Annotated in this window: 16 protein-coding genes; 1 reads left to right on the top strand and 15 read right to left on the bottom strand. The window is 67.3% G+C overall.

Annotated elements, in window-relative coordinates; translation table 11 throughout:
- Positions 1-19: 19 nt before the first annotated feature.
- From ACW17V_RS05350 to infC, 13 genes are all read right to left on the bottom strand, one after another.
- The gene (locus tag ACW17V_RS05350; RefSeq protein WP_492107835.1) at positions 20-1,621 is read right to left on the bottom strand and encodes a DUF4139 domain-containing protein; all 1,602 of its coding nucleotides are present in this window, start codon (positions 1,619-1,621) and stop codon (positions 20-22) included.
- Positions 1,618-2,988: a DUF4139 domain-containing protein gene (locus tag ACW17V_RS05355; RefSeq protein ID WP_492107836.1), complete on the bottom strand. Its 1,371-nt coding sequence runs from the start codon at positions 2,986-2,988 to the stop codon at positions 1,618-1,620. Before ACW17V_RS05355 ends, ACW17V_RS05350 begins: the two co-directional genes overlap by 4 nt.
- A gap of 73 nt (positions 2,989-3,061) precedes the next feature.
- Complete coding sequence (gene msrA, locus ACW17V_RS05360) at positions 3,062-3,658, bottom strand: peptide-methionine (S)-S-oxide reductase MsrA (RefSeq protein WP_492107837.1); 597 nt, start codon at positions 3,656-3,658, stop codon at positions 3,062-3,064.
- A gap of 67 nt (positions 3,659-3,725) precedes the next feature.
- Positions 3,726-3,989, bottom strand: coding sequence for a hypothetical protein (locus ACW17V_RS05365; protein WP_492107838.1), 264 nt, complete (start codon positions 3,987-3,989; stop codon positions 3,726-3,728).
- Entirely contained in the window at positions 3,986-4,282 is a 297-nt protein-coding gene (locus ACW17V_RS05370) for a hypothetical protein (protein ID WP_492107839.1), read from the bottom strand. The genes ACW17V_RS05365 and ACW17V_RS05370 overlap by 4 nt, the downstream gene beginning before the upstream one ends.
- A 119-nt stretch (positions 4,283-4,401) precedes the next feature.
- Positions 4,402-4,539: a hypothetical protein gene (locus ACW17V_RS05375; protein WP_492107840.1), complete on the bottom strand. Its 138-nt coding sequence runs from the start codon at positions 4,537-4,539 to the stop codon at positions 4,402-4,404.
- A 310-nt stretch (positions 4,540-4,849) separates the two neighbouring features.
- Positions 4,850-7,249 carry a phenylalanine--tRNA ligase subunit beta gene (pheT, locus tag ACW17V_RS05380; protein ID WP_492107841.1) on the bottom strand — a complete coding sequence of 800 codons (2,400 nt, stop codon included), beginning with the start codon at positions 7,247-7,249 and terminating at the stop codon, positions 4,850-4,852.
- A 61-nt stretch (positions 7,250-7,310) separates the two neighbouring features.
- A complete protein-coding gene (pheS, locus tag ACW17V_RS05385) occupies positions 7,311-8,399 on the bottom strand; it encodes a phenylalanine--tRNA ligase subunit alpha (protein WP_492107842.1) in 1,089 nt (362 codons plus the stop codon).
- A 121-nt stretch (positions 8,400-8,520) separates the two neighbouring features.
- Positions 8,521-8,880 carry a 50S ribosomal protein L20 gene (gene rplT / locus ACW17V_RS05390; RefSeq protein ID WP_062147973.1) on the bottom strand — a complete coding sequence of 120 codons (360 nt, stop codon included), beginning with the start codon at positions 8,878-8,880 and terminating at the stop codon, positions 8,521-8,523.
- Between the two features lie 13 nt (positions 8,881-8,893).
- On the bottom strand, positions 8,894-9,094 hold the full coding sequence (rpmI, locus tag ACW17V_RS05395; protein WP_007672148.1) for a 50S ribosomal protein L35: 201 nt from the start codon (positions 9,092-9,094) through the stop codon (positions 8,894-8,896).
- 150 nt (positions 9,095-9,244) lie between these two features.
- Positions 9,245-10,456, bottom strand: a complete 1,212-nt coding sequence (locus tag ACW17V_RS05400) for an MFS transporter (RefSeq protein ID WP_492107843.1) — start codon at positions 10,454-10,456, stop codon at positions 9,245-9,247.
- Positions 10,457-10,546: 90 nt separating this feature from the next.
- Positions 10,547-12,490 (bottom strand): alpha/beta hydrolase family protein, encoded by a 1,944-nt coding sequence (locus tag ACW17V_RS05405; RefSeq protein ID WP_492107844.1) that lies wholly within the window; start codon positions 12,488-12,490, stop codon positions 10,547-10,549.
- A 159-nt stretch (positions 12,491-12,649) separates the two neighbouring features.
- On the bottom strand, positions 12,650-13,171 hold the full coding sequence (gene infC / locus ACW17V_RS05410) for a translation initiation factor IF-3 (protein ID WP_492108742.1): 522 nt from the start codon (positions 13,169-13,171) through the stop codon (positions 12,650-12,652).
- Between the two features lie 218 nt (positions 13,172-13,389).
- Here infC and ACW17V_RS05415 point away from each other — a divergent pair, with 218 nt between their 5' ends.
- A complete protein-coding gene (locus ACW17V_RS05415) occupies positions 13,390-13,995 on the top strand; it encodes a YitT family protein (protein ID WP_492107845.1) in 606 nt (201 codons plus the stop codon).
- Position 13,996: 1 nt separating this feature from the next.
- On the opposite strand, the gene ACW17V_RS05420 is transcribed toward ACW17V_RS05415, so the two are convergent.
- Together ACW17V_RS05420 and ACW17V_RS05425 are read right to left on the bottom strand one after the other, a co-directional pair.
- Complete coding sequence (locus tag ACW17V_RS05420; RefSeq protein ID WP_492107846.1) at positions 13,997-14,965, bottom strand: glycosyltransferase family 9 protein; 969 nt, start codon at positions 14,963-14,965, stop codon at positions 13,997-13,999.
- Positions 14,962-16,143, bottom strand: coding sequence for a glycosyltransferase family 4 protein (locus tag ACW17V_RS05425; protein ID WP_492107847.1), 1,182 nt, complete (start codon positions 16,141-16,143; stop codon positions 14,962-14,964). Before ACW17V_RS05425 ends, ACW17V_RS05420 begins: the two co-directional genes overlap by 4 nt.
- Positions 16,144-16,187 lie beyond the last annotated feature (44 nt).

Genomic DNA, 16,187 nt, shown 5'->3' on the forward strand with positions numbered 1-16,187 from the left:
GGGGCGAATCCTCGGTGTCTCAGCCAGCGTATTCCACCACATAGCGCACGGTCTCGCGACCGCCCGCCGGCAAGGTGAAGCGCCACGCGATGGCGCCGTCACGAATGTCATGGCGCCGGGGCTCGGAGATCAGCTTGAAGTTCGTTTGCTGGGTCGGCTGGCGCAGTTCGATCACGATGGGCGCGGTCTTGGCGCTGGCCATGTCGACCTCATAGGTGCGTCGAACCCGACCGGACCGCAGGCGCGCCTCGGCGACTATGCGCGGGCGAACGGTGACATCCATGGCCTTGCCGATGTCGAGGTCGAAAGGCTGGCCCACGGGCACGTCGCGCATGGCCTGTTCGCCGGCGAAGGCGGGACGACCGCCGCGGGTCTCCATCACGGCCAGGGCGCCGGACGGCAGGGCCTTGCCAAGGCCCTGGCTGACCTTGTTCTCGAACCGGAGAAGGACGCTGGCGGCGGAAAAGGCGTTGTCGCCGTAGTCGTCCCAGGGATTGACGGCGACCATGTAGAGCCGCTGAAACGCCACGCCCTTCTGGTCGAGGAAGGCCACCTGCTTGGTCTGGCGCGCGGCGACGGTGACGGGCTCGGGCAGGGTGTAGAGCTTGTAGTCGCCCAGCTCGGACTGCTCGGCCAGCTTGGCGCGCTGGGCGGTGACGGTGATCTCTTCGCGTGCCGCGCCGGCCATGGCCATCATCGGCGGCGCGGGCATGGGCGGCTGCAGAAAAGGCGGCGGCGGTGGCGGCGGCGGTGACCGGCCGTGGGTGGTGGTGTCCATCGGCCAGCAGGCGCGTCGGATGGCCTTGGTGTCGGCCTTCGGGATGTTGATGGGCACGCGCGACAGCTTGCCGGCCACGGCCTGGGTCGGGGCGTTGATGAAGCTGGTCCCGCTGCTGTTGACCAGGGTCAGCCAGCCGGTGAGGTCCAGGGTTTTGCCGTCCGGAGCGATGCGGGCCACATAGTCGGCCTGCCAGTTCACGCCGATGGCGAGATACGACAGGGTCAGCTTGACGGTCTTGGCGGTCGGGACGTCGATCAGGGTCGACAGCGAGGGCTTGTCCGACAGGCCGGCGGGGATGTGATCAAACACCAGCCGTTCGGCGCCGCCCGAGCAGCCCAGGGCCTCGACGCCGCGCGCGGTCTGCAGGACGACGCCGTTGGGACCCTGGCGGACGATGGCGTTCTCGGCCGTCCGGCGGCCGGTCCTGGCATTGGTGCGGACGATGCCGATCGGCTGGTTCAGCGAGCGCTCCAGCAGGGTTCCAGGGCTGAGCAGGGCGTAGTCGTAGTTGCGCTCGATCACGCCGCCCGGCAGGCCCTCGACCGCCGCGCTCTGGGGGATCAGGCCGTCGGCCACCGCGTCAAAGCGCAGGGTGTGGCGGCCGGCGGGCAGGGTGACGGTGCGCGTCTCGGTCACCATGATCAGGCCCTTCTTCAGGGCCTGTTCGCGCCGCCAGGGTTGCAGGCTCTGGAACGGCGTCGAGCCGGCGCGATAGAGCGTCACCGCCGTTGTCTCGGCGGCCGGCGAGGCGATGGTGTCGGCCAGGGCGGGCGAGGCGAGGGCGGTTAGGGCGAGGATCGCGCTGGCCGTTTTCCCCGCCGCGCGGGGAAGGGCGCTCACCAGCCCGTCTCGACCGTGAAGGTCAGCACCGTCTCGCCGTTAGCCGGCACGGGCACGCTCCAGCCCAGGGTTCGGGCGTCGATACGACGGCTTTTCAGGCTCTCGGCCTTGACCTGGCCGTCGCGCCACAGGCCGCCCTGGCGCAGCTCCACCGTCACCGCCTCTGGCCGGGCGTTGCGGACCAGGTATTTCATGGCGTAGCGCGAGCGGGTCCGCGAGACCTTTTCCTCGCTGACCAGGGTGGCCTGGCTGGTGACGTCAAAGGCGTCGCCGGTCTTGATCGACAGCTCCGAGCCGGCCGGGGTGTGGCCGATGCTGTTCTCGCCGACGAACTTGGGATCACCCGCCTGGTCGCGCATATAGACGCGCATGACCCCGGCCGGCAGCTGACTGCCCAGTCCGGCCAGCCTGGCGTTGCTGAACTGGATGGCGACGGTGGCCGACGCGGGGTTGGCCTGACTGGTGAACCAGCCCTCGCGCACTTCGTAGACCTTTTTGGCCGCCACGCCCTGGGCGCTGAGGAAGCCGACCTGCTTGCTCTGGTTGGCCGCGATCGTGGTGCGCTGGGGCAGGGGATAGATGTAGTAGTCGGCCAGACGCTCGGCGTCGCCGCTCTCGGTTCCCGCCGCCAGCATCGCGCCGCTGGACTGACGATAGCCGCCATTGTTCAGCTGGTTGACGTCGCCGGCCACCAGCTGGGTGCGGGCGTTGTCGAACGGGGTGCCCGAATTGTTGGTCAGGGTGATCCAGCCCTGCAGGTCCAGCGCGCCCTTCTTCTCGTCGAACAGCGCTACATAGTCGGCCTTCCAGCCCAGACCCGAGGTCAGGTAGCTTAGCTTCGACGCGCGGGGCCCTGCCTTGTCGGCGTCGACCGTCACCGACAGGGTCGGGCGGGCGCGCAGGGTCTCGGGCACCTTGTCGAAGATCACGCGGGTGGGCACGCCATCGTCGCGCAGCACCTCGATGCGGTCGCCGATCTTCAGCACAACGCCTTCATTGGCGGCCAGCACGGTGGCGACTTCAGTGGTCTCCTTGCCGTCGCCCGGATTGGTGCGGACGATGCGGACCTGCTGGCCGACCGCCTTTTCCATCAGCTTGTCGGGGGTCAGCAGGTCGTAGTCGAAATTCTGTTCGATGATCGTCACACCGGACGCCGACAGACTGACCGTTTCGGGCCGGATGGCGGCCGAGACGTCCTTGAACTCCAGGCGCTGGCGACCGGCCTTCAGGTCGAGGTCGCGGGCGTCTTCGACCAGGGCGAGGTCGGAGTTGTAGATGGTGACCGACAGGTCCGGGGCCGTCTGGGCATGGGCGGCGGCGCCCATGCTCAGCACGACAGCAGCGGTAGCCAGCAGCGCGCGGTTCATCGACGTTCTCCCATTTTACAGGCTTAAACCTACATGGGATTGGGGCGATGTCGAGGCGGTGGAGCTTGCGCGGCTACCCGCCCCAGACCTGCTTCAGCCGCAGGTCGCGGCCGCAACCGATGCGATAGGCCTGGTAGTTCAGCGCGTTCCGCTTGGCGTAGTCGCGGTGATATTCCTCGGCCGGCCAGAAGGTCTTCAGGTCGAGAATGGGCGTGACCATCTTGCCCCGCTTCAGGCGCTTGGCGGCCTCGGCGCGGGACTTTTCGGCGGCGGCGCGCTGCTGGGCGCCGCTGACAAAGACGGCCGGACGATAGGACGGGCCACGGTCGCAGAACTGGCCGCCGTCGTCGGTAGGGTCGACCAGCTTCCAGTAGCGATAGAGCAGGAATCCGTAGTCCAGCTTCGCAGTGTCATAGGTGACGCGGACCGCCTCGTAGTGGCCGCTCTTCTCGCTGGTCACGTCGCGATAGCTGGGGTTGTTGACGTGACCGCCCGTATAGCCGCTCTCGACCTTCAGGACGCCGGGCACGCCCTGCATGTCGTGCTCCATGCACCAGAAACAGCCGCCGGCGAACACTGCGGTGGCGGTCTTGGCGGGCGGCGGTGCGGCGAGGGCCGGAGCGCCAGCCAAGGCGACGAAGGCGAGAATCAGGGTCAGCAGGCGGCGCATCGAACGTCTTTCCGGAGCGGCCCGAGCGCGGGCCTTGAACCTAGATACGTACGAGCGAGCGTTTTGGTTACGCTCGCCAGCCGAAACCGACGCCGCGCACCGACGGACAGGCCTGCAGGCGCGAGGCGAGGCTGGCGGCGCGCTCGTCGCCCTGGTCGTCGATCTCCAGACGAATGGCCAGGTTGAGCCCGTCGGGCGTGGCGGTCAAGGCGCGCAGGCGGGTCTGCTGCACGCTGGCCACGCCCAACACCCGCATCAGGGCGTCGGGCGTGTCCTCGGCGGTGACGAGGAAGAGTCTTCGTTTGTCCTCGTCCGGTTTGGAAGGGTTCAAGGGCGCACCCACTGATGCTCGACGCTGGCCGAGGTGACGCCGGGCCAGGCGGCCAGGTCGCGGGCCAGCAGGCGGGCGGCCTGATCGCCCAGATGGCGGACGCGCAGGGAGGCTTCGACGATCTGGCCGACAGGCTTGAGCGTCAGGTTGCACAGCTCGGCGCCGCTGTCGGCCAGGCCCTGGCGAACGGCGTCCAGCGCGCTGTGAGCGTCGTCGGCGGCCAGCAGCAGCTGGTGAACGGTGACGCCGTCGGCGTCGCTGTGGAAGGCGGGTGGTGATGGCAGGTAGCTCATTGGTCTCTAGTCCCCTCGGGTTGGTTTTGGAGGACCGACGAAACGCGCAACAAAAAAGCCCCGCTCCTTTCGGAAGCGGGGCTTTTTGAAGATCTTGCGATCCGTCGGCTGCGTTCAGTCTATCTCGCGCGCCGTTGCCCCGTCCGTACCGGAACGGTTTTAATCTGGTTCCACATCATGGTCGCGGCGCACGACATCGCCGCGACGGCGGTAAAGCCGGTCACGAGCGCGATGTTGATGACGAGTTGCGAGACCATGTGGACCCAGTAGCTCCTTGCGAGTTCACTAGAGGTAGCGTGGGTATGCGCCGCGCGCAAGACCTTGCCTCGCGGAGGGGCGATCGGTCGCGGTTGTGGGCAGTTTGTTCGAAGCCTGGGCTCAGGCGCCTATCGAGTAGGCAAGCTTGATGCGCGGGCGTCTCAACAGCTCTCCCTCCCCCTTGGATGGGGGAGGGGCAGGGGTGGGGGCGACACCGCTGGCGGGCTTGAACTCGACCGCGCCGCATCCTGACGTGCTGTCACCCCCATCCCCGACCCTTCCCCCATCCGCCGACGGGAAGGGAGCAGGTTAGCTCCGCAGCTTCCCGCCGGCCTTCTCGGCCGCCGCCACGATCCGGCCCGACAGCGCCTCGATATCGGCGTCGGTCAGGGTGGCCTCACGCGGCTGCACCACCACCTCCAGCGCGACCGACTTGAAGCCGTCGGGCACGCCGGCGCCGTCATAGACGTCAAACACCCGCACGGCCGTGATCAGCGCCTTGTCGGCGCCGAGGGCGGCCTTGACCAGATCGCCGGCCGGCTTCGCCTTTTCGACCAGGAAGGCGAAGTCGCGGGTCAGAGGCATCAGCGGCGAGGGCGAGAAGGCGGCCCGGGACTTGTGGGCCTTCTTCTTCGGCTCGGGGATGGCTTCCAGGGTGATCTCGAACCCATAGACCGGGCCGGCCACGTCCAGGGCCTTCAGCACGGCGGGATGCAGTTCGCCAAACTCGGCCATCACCGCCTTGGGGCCCAGCTGCAGGCGCGCCGAGCGGCCTGGATGCCACCAGGACGACGCCGAACCTTGAGCGGTCTGCAGCTTGTCGACCGGCGCGCCCAGTTCCTCCAGCAGGGCCAGCAGGTCGGCCTTGACGGTGAAGAGGTCGTCCTGCGCCGCCTTGTTCCAGCCGCGCGGGGCGTGCGGGGCGATGATCGCCGCCACCACGGTGCGCTGGTCGGCCGGACGGTCGCCGTGGAAGGTGGGGCCGATCTCGAACAGGGCCGCGTCGGGGAAGCCCTTGCGGGCGTTGCGGCCGGCGGCCTCGATCAGGTTGGGCAGCAGCGACGGGCGCATACAGTCCAGGTCCGAAGCGATCGGATTGGCCAGCACTAGCTCGGCCGCGCCGCCGCCGAACAGCGTCGCGATCTTCTGGTTGGTGAAGCTCCAGGTCAGGGCCTCGGCATAGCCGGCCGCGGCCAGGGCGCGACGGGCCAAGCGGCCGCGGGCCTGCTTGGCGGTCAGGACGCCGCCCACGGCGCGGGGAACCTCGGGCAGGGCCGTTGAGGGCAGGGCGCCGTAGCCGGCGATGCGCGCGACCTCCTCGACGAGGTCGGCCTTGCCTTCCACGTCGCGGCGGAAGGTGGGCGGCGTCACGGTCCAGGGCGAGCCCAGAACGATGTCGAAGCCCAGGTCGGACAGGATCTGGCGCGTCTGCTCGGGCGTCACCGCCAGGCCCGACAGCTGCTCGACATAGTCGGGCTCGAACGCGAAGCCGGTCGGGGCGGCTGGGGCTTCGCCGGCCACTACGATCTCGGACGGCTCGCCGCCGCAGAGGTCGAGGATCAGCCGGGTGGCCAGCTCGATGCCTGGAACCAGCGAGTGGGTGTCGACCGTGCGGGCGAAGCGGTACTGGGCGTCGCTGTTGATGCCGGTGGTGCGGCCGGTCTGGGCAATGCGGATCGGTTCGAACCAGGCGCTCTCGACGAAGACGTCGGTGGTGTCGTCGCCGCAGCCGGTGCTCTCGCCGCCCATCACGCCGCCGATGCCGATGGGGCGCTCGCCGGCCGCATCGGCGATCACGCACATGTCGGGCGTCAGCTCATAGGTCTTGCCGTCGAGCGCGATCAGGTGCTCGTCGCCATGCTGGCCGTGGCGGCCCAGGCGGGTCGAGATCTCGGTCCCCGACAGCTTGGCCACGTCATAGACGTGCAGCGGCCGGGCGCGGTCATAGGTGATCAGGTTGGTGATATCGACCAGGGCGCTGATCGGGCGCAGGCCGATGGCCAGCAGGCGGTCCTGCAGCCACTTGGGCGACGGGCCGTTCCTGACGCCCTTGATCAGGCGACCCGCGAACACCGGGCAGGCCTCGCCGTCGACCTTGACGGTGATCGGGCAGGGGAAGGTTCCGGCCACGGGGGCGATCGACAGGTCCTTCAGCGTGCCGACGCCGGCGGCGGCCAGATCGCGGGCGATGCCGGCCACGCCCAGCCAGTCGGGGCGGTTGGGAGTGACCTCGAAGTCGATCACGGCTTCCAGGCCCAGCGCCGTGGCGGCGGGCGTGCCAACGGCCAGGGAGTCAGGCAGCTCCATGATGCCGTCGCTCTCGCTGGCGGCTTCCAGCTCGGAGGCCGAGCACAGCATGCCGTTGGAGACGACGCCACGAACGGGCTTCTCGACCAGGGTCACGCCCAGTCCCGGCACATAGGCGCCGATCGGGGCATAGATGGTGGTCAGGCCCGCGCGAGCATTGGGCGCGCCGCAGACGATCTCTTTCATGCCGTCGACGGTGTCGACCTGGCAGACGCGAAGGCGGTCGGCGTTGGGGTGCTGCACGGCCTCGACGATCTTGGCGACCGTGAAGGCGGCCAGCTTGGTGGCCGGATCGGTGACGTGCTCGACCTCGAGGCCGGCCATGGTCATGGCGGCGACGACGTCGGTGGCCGAGGCGGTGGTCTCAAGGTGATCCTTGAGCCAGGAGAGGGTGAATTTCATCGTCTTGTGTCTCCAAGCCCCGACGCCGAGCGCAGGGGTTGGTGGAATTTCAGGATGGCGATCAGCTGAGGCCGCTGGCGGCGTTCGGCGCGGCAAACGCGCTGAAGCCGTAGTGGGCCAGCCAGCGGCTGTCGGACGACCACATGTCGCGCAGGTCGGGCATGCCGTATTTCAGCATCCCCAGACGGTCGACGCCCATGCCGAAGGCGAAGCCCTGGTACTCGTCCGGATCGATGCCGCAGGCGCGCAGGACATTGGGGTGAACCATGCCGCAGCCCAGGATCTCGAGCCACGACGTGCCCTGGCCGATCTTGATCTCGCCGCCCGAGCGATCGCACTGCACGTCCATCTCGGCCGAGGGCTCGGTGAACGGGAAGTGGTGCGGGCGGAACTGGGTGGTCACCGCGTCGGTCTCGAAGAACCGCGCCAGGAAGGTCTCCAGGGTCCACTTCAGGTGGCCCATGTGGATGCCCTTGTCGATCACCAGGCCCTCGACCTGGTGGAACACCGGGGTGTGGGTGGCGTCGTTGTCGCAGCGATAGGTGCGGCCCGGGGCGATGATCCGGATCGGCGGCTTTTGCGACATCATGGTCCGCACCTGCACCGTCGAGGTGTGGGTGCGCAGCAGCATGCGCTCGCCCTCGGAACCGTCGGCGTTGGTCTTCGGATTGAAGAAGAAGGTGTCGTGCATCTCCCGCGCCGGGTGCTTGGGCGGGAAGTTCAGGGCCGTGAAGTTGTGGAAGTCGTCGTCGATGTCGGGACCCTCGGCCACCGCGAAGCCCATCTCGGCGAAGATGGCGACCATCTCGTCCATGGTCTGCATGGTGGGGTGGACGCTGCCCTTGCGGCGATACGGAGCCGGCAGGGTGAGGTCCAGGGTCTCGCTGGCCAGGCGCGCGTCCAGCTCGGCGGTCTCCAGCGCGGCCTTGCGGTCGGCGATGGCGGTCGCGGCGGCGTCGCGCAGGGCGTTGATCGCCGCGCCCTGCGTCTTGCGCTCCTCGGGGCTCATCGCCCCCAGGGTTTTCAGCAGGCCGGAGATCGAGCCGGTCTTGCCCAGGGCCGCGACGCGCACGGCGTCGAGGGCGGAAAGATCGGCGGCGGCGGCGACTTGCGCCAGCACATCGGATTCGAGGGTTTTGAGATCGGTCATGACGGGCTTCCGTCTAGAGCATTCGGGCGGGGCGGAGTAGGGGAGCGCGCAGCAAAAAGCCCCCCGGTTCGCACCGGAGGGCTTTTCTTAGATCGCAATCGGGACGAACCCGAAAAAGACCTTAGGCGGCCAGGGCGGTGCGGACCTTGTCAGCAATGGCCTTGAACGCGGCAGGGTCGTTACCCGCGATATCCGAGAGGACCTTACGGTCGATCACGATACCCGCCACGTCCAGGCCGTGGATAAACTGCGAGTAGGTGAAGCCCTCGGTGCGGGCGCCGGCGTTGATGCGTTGGATCCACAGCGAACGGAACGCGCGCTTGCGAACCTTGCGGTCGCGGTACGCGTACTGGCCGGCCTTGTCGACGGCGGCCTTGGCGGTGCGGATGGTGTTCTTGCGGCGACCGTAGAAGCCTTTTGCCTGCTCAAGAACCTTCTTGTGCTTGGCGTGGGCGGTGACGCCCCTTTTGACGCGAGCCATGTGTCAGCGCTCCTTAAAGGCCGTAGGGCAGGTACGAACGGATGGTCTTGGCGTCGGATTCGCTCATGACCTTCGTGCCGCGGTTTTGGCGGATGTACTTGCCGTTGTGGCCGATCAGACGGTGACGCTTGCCGGCGACGCCGGCTTTCAGCAGGCCCGTGGCCGTGATCTTGAAGCGCTTCTTCGCGCCCGACTTGGTCTTCAACTTAGGCATTTCGCGTCGGAGCTTTCGCCCCGTCCTCTGGGATAGCAAGACGAACCGCCATGGCATGCCAATAAGCCAGGCGGTTCCGGAAAGGCGGGGTTAGTACGGGAAAGAGTCGGGGAAGGCAAGGGCGGACGGTCCGGAGCGGCGCCACGACACTCAGGCCGCCGCCTTGGCGCGGCCCACCAGCGTCACGCCAAGCCAGACGGCGGGCAGCATCAGCGCTGCCCCGAACCAGTAGGGACCGCCGATCGCCAGGCCAAACAGCGGCCCGGCCACCAGGGGGCCGGCCATGCGGGCCAGCGAGCCGGCGGCCATGTTCAGGCCCAGCATCTCGCCCTGGCGATCAGGCGCGGTGTTGCGCGAGATCAGGGCCGCCACGCACGGAAAGACCAGCGACTGGCCAAAGGCCGTGCCGCCCACGATCACCGGCACCAGGGCGGCGCTGGGGACGAAGGGGGTGAGAAACAGGGTCACGGCGATGATCGACAGGCCGGTGGTCAGCACCAGCGGTTCGCCAAAGCGCCGCGCTAGCCGCCCGGTCACAGCCCCCTGTCCGATCGAGGCGATCACCCCGATCACCGCGAAGCACAGGCCCACCTCGCGCGGGCCCCAGTTGAACCGGGCGTGGGTCCAGAGGCCAAACACCGATTCCATGCCGGCGAAGGCGGCGGTCGAGACCAGGGTGACCAGCAGCACCCGGCTCAGGACCGGGTTGGCCAGGGCCGCCTGCAGGGCCTCGCGCCGGTGCGGTCGCGCCGCGCCGGGGGCGCTGGGCGAGCGGCTTTCGACCACGAACAGAAAGACGCCCAGCGAGGCCAGGGCCGCCATGCCGGCGGCCACGAACAGCGGGATCTGGAACCCCAGGCGTCCGGCTTCCGGATGGGCCAGCAGGCCGCCCAGCGCAGGACCGACCACGAAGCCGGCGCCAAAGGCCGCTCCGAGAAGGCCCATACGCCCCGCCCGCTTCTCTGGCGGGGTGACGTCGGCCATGTAACCCTGGATGGTCGAGATATTGCCGCTGCCGAACCCGCCGACCAGGCGAATGGCGAAGGCGATCCAGATGGTCGGGGCGAAGGCCAGCGCCACATAGGACAGGGTGTTAGCCAGGATGGTGACGATCAGCACCGGCCGCCGGCCGATCCGGTCCGACAGCCGCCCCCAGAACGGCTCGGCGAAGAACTGTCCCAGGCTGTAGGCTGAGAACAGCGCTGTGATCTGCCAGGGCTCGGCCTTCAGCGACTGCGCATAGAAGGGCAGCAGCGGAATGACCAGGCCAAAGCCCACTAGGTTGATGAACACAACCAGCAGCAGGACATAGAGGGCGTGGGGACTGTGGGCGGACGGCGCAGGGGAGGCGGTCGGGGACATGGTCGGCGCTTTCGAAGAGCCGCCGAATACGCTTTTTCGCGGTGGCGGACGACCAAAACTTCGCCCGCCAGCCGCTATAGCCGGCGCGCGTCAGTTCGGCGGGTTGTGCTTTTCCAGGAAGTCCACCGTCGAGCTCAGCATGGTGAGACGGGTCGCGCCACTGGACAGCCAGTGATCCTCACCTTCCAGCGTCACCAGCTCCACGGACTTGCCGGCCTTCTTCAACGCCGAAGCCATGACCTGACTCTGCACATAGGGCACGACCGTGTCGTCCTTGCCGTGGATCAGCAGGATCGGGATCTCGACCTTGTCGGCCAGGCGGGCGGGCGAGATCGCGGCGAGGTCAGGATCCTTGACCCGGTCGCCGCCCATGAAGCGCAGCCAGTAGCGCAGGGTCGAGTTGCCGGTGAACTGCCACATCCGCTGATTATCCTGTAGCATGCGCTGGAGGTCGCTGGGCCCTGCGATCGAGACCGAGCAGCGATAGACGTCCTTGTCGAGCGTCGCGCCGGCCAGAGCGGCGTAGCCGCCATAGGACGCGCCGACGATGCAAACCCGCTTGGGATCGATCAGGCCCTGGTCGGCCAGGTCGCGCACCCCGTCCGACAGGTCGGTCTGCATCTTCTTGCCCCATTCGCCAAAGCCCGCCTTGACGAACTCCCAGCCGAACCCTTCCGAGCCCCGGAAGTTGGGCTGCAGGACCGCATAGCCGCGCGAGGCCAGGGCCTGGGCCCACCAATCGAAGCCAGGCGAGTCCCGGCCCTCCGGTCCGCCGTGCGGCAGCACCACCAGCGGCAGGTTCTTGGCGATCTTTCCACGCGGCAGGGTGAGATAGCCACTGATCTCCAGGCCATCCTTGGCCTTGTAGCGGATAGCCTTGACCGGCGAGAGTCCCTGGGGCGGCACGCCGAGATAGATATTGCCGAGCCAATTGGCGCTCTTGGCGTCCAGATCGACCAGAGCGTAGCCTGGGCCGGCGACGGGCGAATCGACCCTCACCACCACCTTGCGGCGATCCTGGGACCACGAGGCCAGGCCGACGATGCTGCCCTTGAAGGCCTTGGTCACGGCGTTCCAGGTCGCTTGGCTCTTGGCGTCGAAAAAGGAATAGACCAGGTCGTCGCCGATCAGGTTCACGCCGCCCAGAAGCTTGAGGTCGCTCGGATCGTGCAGAAGTCCGCCCAGTTGCGGCAAATCCGTCTTGGAGCCGTCCTGACCATATTCACGAAGGAAGGACTCGTTCTTGTCGTTGGTCATGCTGACCAGCACCGACTTGCCGTCGCGACCAAAGCCGGACAGGCCGTATGATCCCATGGGCGTAACGACGCGTTCGACCTCTTGCCAGTGGTCGTCGATCCGCAACTTCAGCAGCCAGACGCCCTTTTCCTGATCATAGAGCGACATGGCGGCCGGCTTGCCCTCGGTGTCCACCAGCCAGCTATCGGTGTTGGGTTCGCCGCTGTAGTCGGCGATGCGGGTCAGGCCGTTCGCAAGGTTGACGCGGTACAGCGTATTCACGCCGATATTGTCCACGAAGCGGATGCCTTCCAGGAAAGCATGTGGCGCGCCGTCGACCGTGCGGAGCATCGGGTTGCCGAGCACCACGTTCATCGCCCCGGCCAGGTTCATCGAATTGGACTTGCCGTTGAGCAGTCCCGTCTGCTTTCCGGTGGTCAGGTTGAAGTCCATGGCCATGAAGTATTCGCGCTGAGGCCCCGATACGTCCGCGACCTTGGCGGCCTGCGATACGATCACCACCAGGTGATCCTGGCCCGCCCATTGCACATCGCGCAGTTTGGCCGCGCCCATGTTTAGGCCGGCGACAATGACGCCGTCGGTCTTGCGAACCGTCAGAACGCGCTGCTCGCCATTGGTGACCGTCACCGCCAGCATCTTGCCGTCCGGAGAGATTTCGATGCCCTCCACATTGGGCAACCGTCCATAGGCGGCGAGCGGGATCTTTTCCTCGGCGTGCGCGGTACCCGCGCTTATCGCCACACATGCCGCCGCGACGGCCAAGCTTCTGTCAAACACGCTGTCTCATCCCCCAAACCCTGAGGGGACTCTATCAAGGCGCGTGTTCGTGTCGAGCGGCCTTGATGGTTGATCTTGATAAAGTCGAAGCCGGAAACGAAAAACGCCCCGGCGAAAGCCGGGGCGTTGATCTGAAATCCTGGATCCGAAACTGCGCTGTTAGCGCGGCGCCAGGATCATGATCATCTGCCGGCCTTCCATACGTGGCTCGTACTCGACCTTGGCGATTTCCTCGAAGTCGGTCTTCACCTTGATCAACAGCTTCATGCCCAGCTCGGGGTGAGCCATTTCACGACCGCGGAAGCGCAGGGTGACCTTGACCTTGTCGCCTTCCTCGAAGAACCGGGTCATGGCCTTGGCCTTGACCTCGTAATCGTGGATGTCGATGTTCGGGCGGAGCTTGATTTCCTTGAGCTCGACGATCTTCTGCCGCTTGCGCGCCTCGTTCTTCTTCTTCTGCTCCTGGAACTTGAACTTGCCGTAGTCCAGGATCTTGCAGACGGGAGGATTGGCGTTCGGAACGATTTCCACCAGGTCCAGACCAGCTTCTTCCGCCGCTTCGAGGGCGGAGGCGGTCGGCATCTCGCCTTGCTTCTCGCCGTTTTGGTCGATCAGCAGGACGCGTGGGACGCGGATTTCATCGTTGATACGCGGTCCGTCTTTGACGGGCGGCGTTTGCATAGGACGGCGAATAGGGGCGGCTCCGGTACAGTTGAAGGTATTCGCGCTGCGCGAAGGCGCGCGGCGAGAAGTTGATATATGACCTGTCGGGCGCCCCCTATCAAGCGGCGCGAACCAAACAGGCGCCAGCGCAGCCAATCCTTTTGGGCGCAAGGCGTATCAGGGACGGAAACGGTCGGGCGGGAACCTGGTTTTTCGCTGACGGATATTGACCCGCCTTGCCCACGAACACGCATCGACACACCCCGATCGAAGACGTCCACGCCCTGCTGATCGGCTCCAGCTTCATCGCCGTGGGTCTGACCCTGCTGAAGGCCGCTGGCCTGGTCACCGGCGGGGTCGCTGGCGTGGCCCTGATCGTCTCCTACCTGACCGACTGGCCTGTGGGGACGGTGTTCCTGGTGCTCAATATTCCCTTCTACGTCTTGGCTTACCGGGCGCTGGGGCGGGATTTCACGATCAAGACCCTGGCCACCAACCTGCTGCTGGCCGGACTGGCGTTCGGCATGCCGCACTGGCTGAAGGTGGAGGGCGTGGACCCGATCTTCGCGGCGGTGTTTGGCGGCACGATCATCGGCATGGGCATCCTGGCCCTGGCGCGTCACCGCTCCAGCGTCGGCGGCGTGGGGGTGCTGGCGCTGTATCTTCAGGAAAAGCGCGGGATCAGCGCCGGCAAGGTGCAGATGATCGCCGATTGCCTGGTGGTCGCGGCCGCGTTCGCGGTGATCAGCCCGGTCAAGCTGCTACTGTCGATTCTGTCGGCGGTGGCGCTGAGCGCGGTGATCATCGCCAATCACCGGCCCGGACGCTACGCGGGGTACTAGGTCAGGGCAGCAGGCTTATCGCCGCGCTGGCCACCGTCGAGACGGGCAGGGCCTTCAGGTCCGGCGACTTGATCACCGCCACATGGCCGCGCGGGCCGCACAGCTCGGGATCCGAGGCGTCGGAGAACAGGGCGATGGTCGGGGCGCCCGAGGCGGCCAGCAAATGGGTCGGACCCGTGTCGTTGCCGACCACCAGCGCCGCCTTGGCCCCCAGAACCGCCAGCTGGGCGAAATCGGTGCGGCCGGTCAGGTCGCGGGCCTGGCCGACGGACTTCTGGATCGCCCGCGCCATGGCGCTTTCCTGCGGGCCGCCGATGATGACAATGTCCAGGCCCCGAGCCTTCAGCAGCGAGCCCAGCTGGGCGAAGGCCTCGACGGGCCAGCGCTTTTCCGGCCGGTGGGCCGAGCCGCCGGGCACGAACAGCACATAGGGGCGCGGCGCGGCGGCGCCGGCGACGGGCCGTGATTCCTTGTGGCGTCGCAGGATCCACGACAGGTCCGGCGGCGGGGCGTTGCCGTGCTCGATCGGGGCGTCGGGCCAGATGCCGGCGGCGCGCAACTGGTCGGCCTGACGCTCCAGCGTATGCATGGTCTGCCGCGCCTTGCTGCGCTGGGGCAGGGAGCAGCCAAAGGCGATGCCGCTCCATTGCGGCGCGAACGGGCGCAGGGCCTGGAAGTACCAGTTGGTCCGGCTGTTGGTCTGCAGGTCGTAGACGCGGTCGTAGCGGGCCGCGCGCAGACGGCCCAGCATCCGGGTCAGGTCGCCGAAGTCTTCGGGACGGCCATCGGTCTCGACCGAATTGAAATAGGGGCTCAGCTTGGCCAGGGCCTCGAAGGGCGGGGTGGTCAGAAGCGTGATCTTGGCCTTGGGATGGGCCTCGCGAATCTTCTTCATCGCCGCCAGAGCGAGAACGAAATCGCCAAGGGCCCCCAGCTTGATCACCAGGACCTTCTTGATCTCCTTACTCACGGTCTCCGCTCCAAAACTCTGGCTTCCAGCACGCGCGCATAGACGTTCAAGGTGGCTTCGCACATGGCGTCCACCGAATACAACCTTCGAGCGCGAGCCCGGGCGGTCTGGCCCATGGTCTGGCGCTTTGCCGCGCCGGCGTCGCGGGCTTTGACCAGCGCCGCGGCCCAGGCCTCCGCGTCGCCAGGCGCGACCAGCCAGCCGGTTTCTCCCGGCAGTACGGTCTCGCGCGCGGCGCCGTGATCGGCGGCCAGCACGGGGCGTCCCATCACCTGCGGCTCGACCGCCGTGCGACCAAAGGCCTCAGGTTCCAGCGACGGTGCGATCGCGAGGTCGGCCACAAGATAGGCGGCCGGCATGTCATCGCAATGGCCGACGATCTTCACGTCATCCTGCAGGCCGGCGGCGGCGATCTGGGCTTCCAGCTCGGCGCGATAGGCCTTGCGGCCCTGGTCGTCACCGACCAGCAGCAGCAGAACTTTGGCGTCGCCGGCGGCCTTCAGCCTGGCCATGGCCTCGACCAGCAGGGCCTGGCCCTTCCAGCGGGTCAGGCGGCCGGCCAGCAGCACCTTGAGGCGGCGTTCGTCGGGGGCGATCCCCCAGGCCTTGCGCAGGGCCTCGATCCGGTCGGCGCTGACCATGCCCGGCTCGAAGCGGGTCAGGTCGACGCCACGCGGGATGGCCACGACCCGGTCGGGATCGACGCCATGCTCCTTGATCACATGGGCGCGGGTATATTCGGAGTTGGCGATCACGAGGTCGCCCTTGGTCATCACCGCATTGTACCAGCGCTTCAGGTTGGAGCGGGCGTTGTAGACGCCATGATAGGTGGCCACGAAGGGCGTTTTGGTCGCGTGGGCCGCCCACAGGGCGCTGAAGGCCGGGGCGCGCGAGCGGGCGTGAACCAGACTCACCTTCTCGCGGCGGATCAGGTCGATCAGGCGCGCGGCGTTGCCCAGCATGATCAGCGGGTTCTTGCTCTGGGCCGGCATGTGGGCCAGGCGGCCGCCATCGGCTTCCAGCCGCGAGGCCATGCGTCCGCCCCGTGTCGCGACCAACGCCTTGCCGCCTTGCGCCACGACGGCGTGGGCGACATCTATCGTCGTCTGCTCGGCCCCGCCCGTTTCCAGTTCGGGGGTGACCTGCAGCAAGGTGAAATCGGCGGGAAGTGCGGGCACGCGACTCTCGGGTGAGATGACCAGTTTAGTTAGCGAAAGGATCA

Source organism: Caulobacter sp. FV2ye17ST (genome assembly GCF_058680955.1).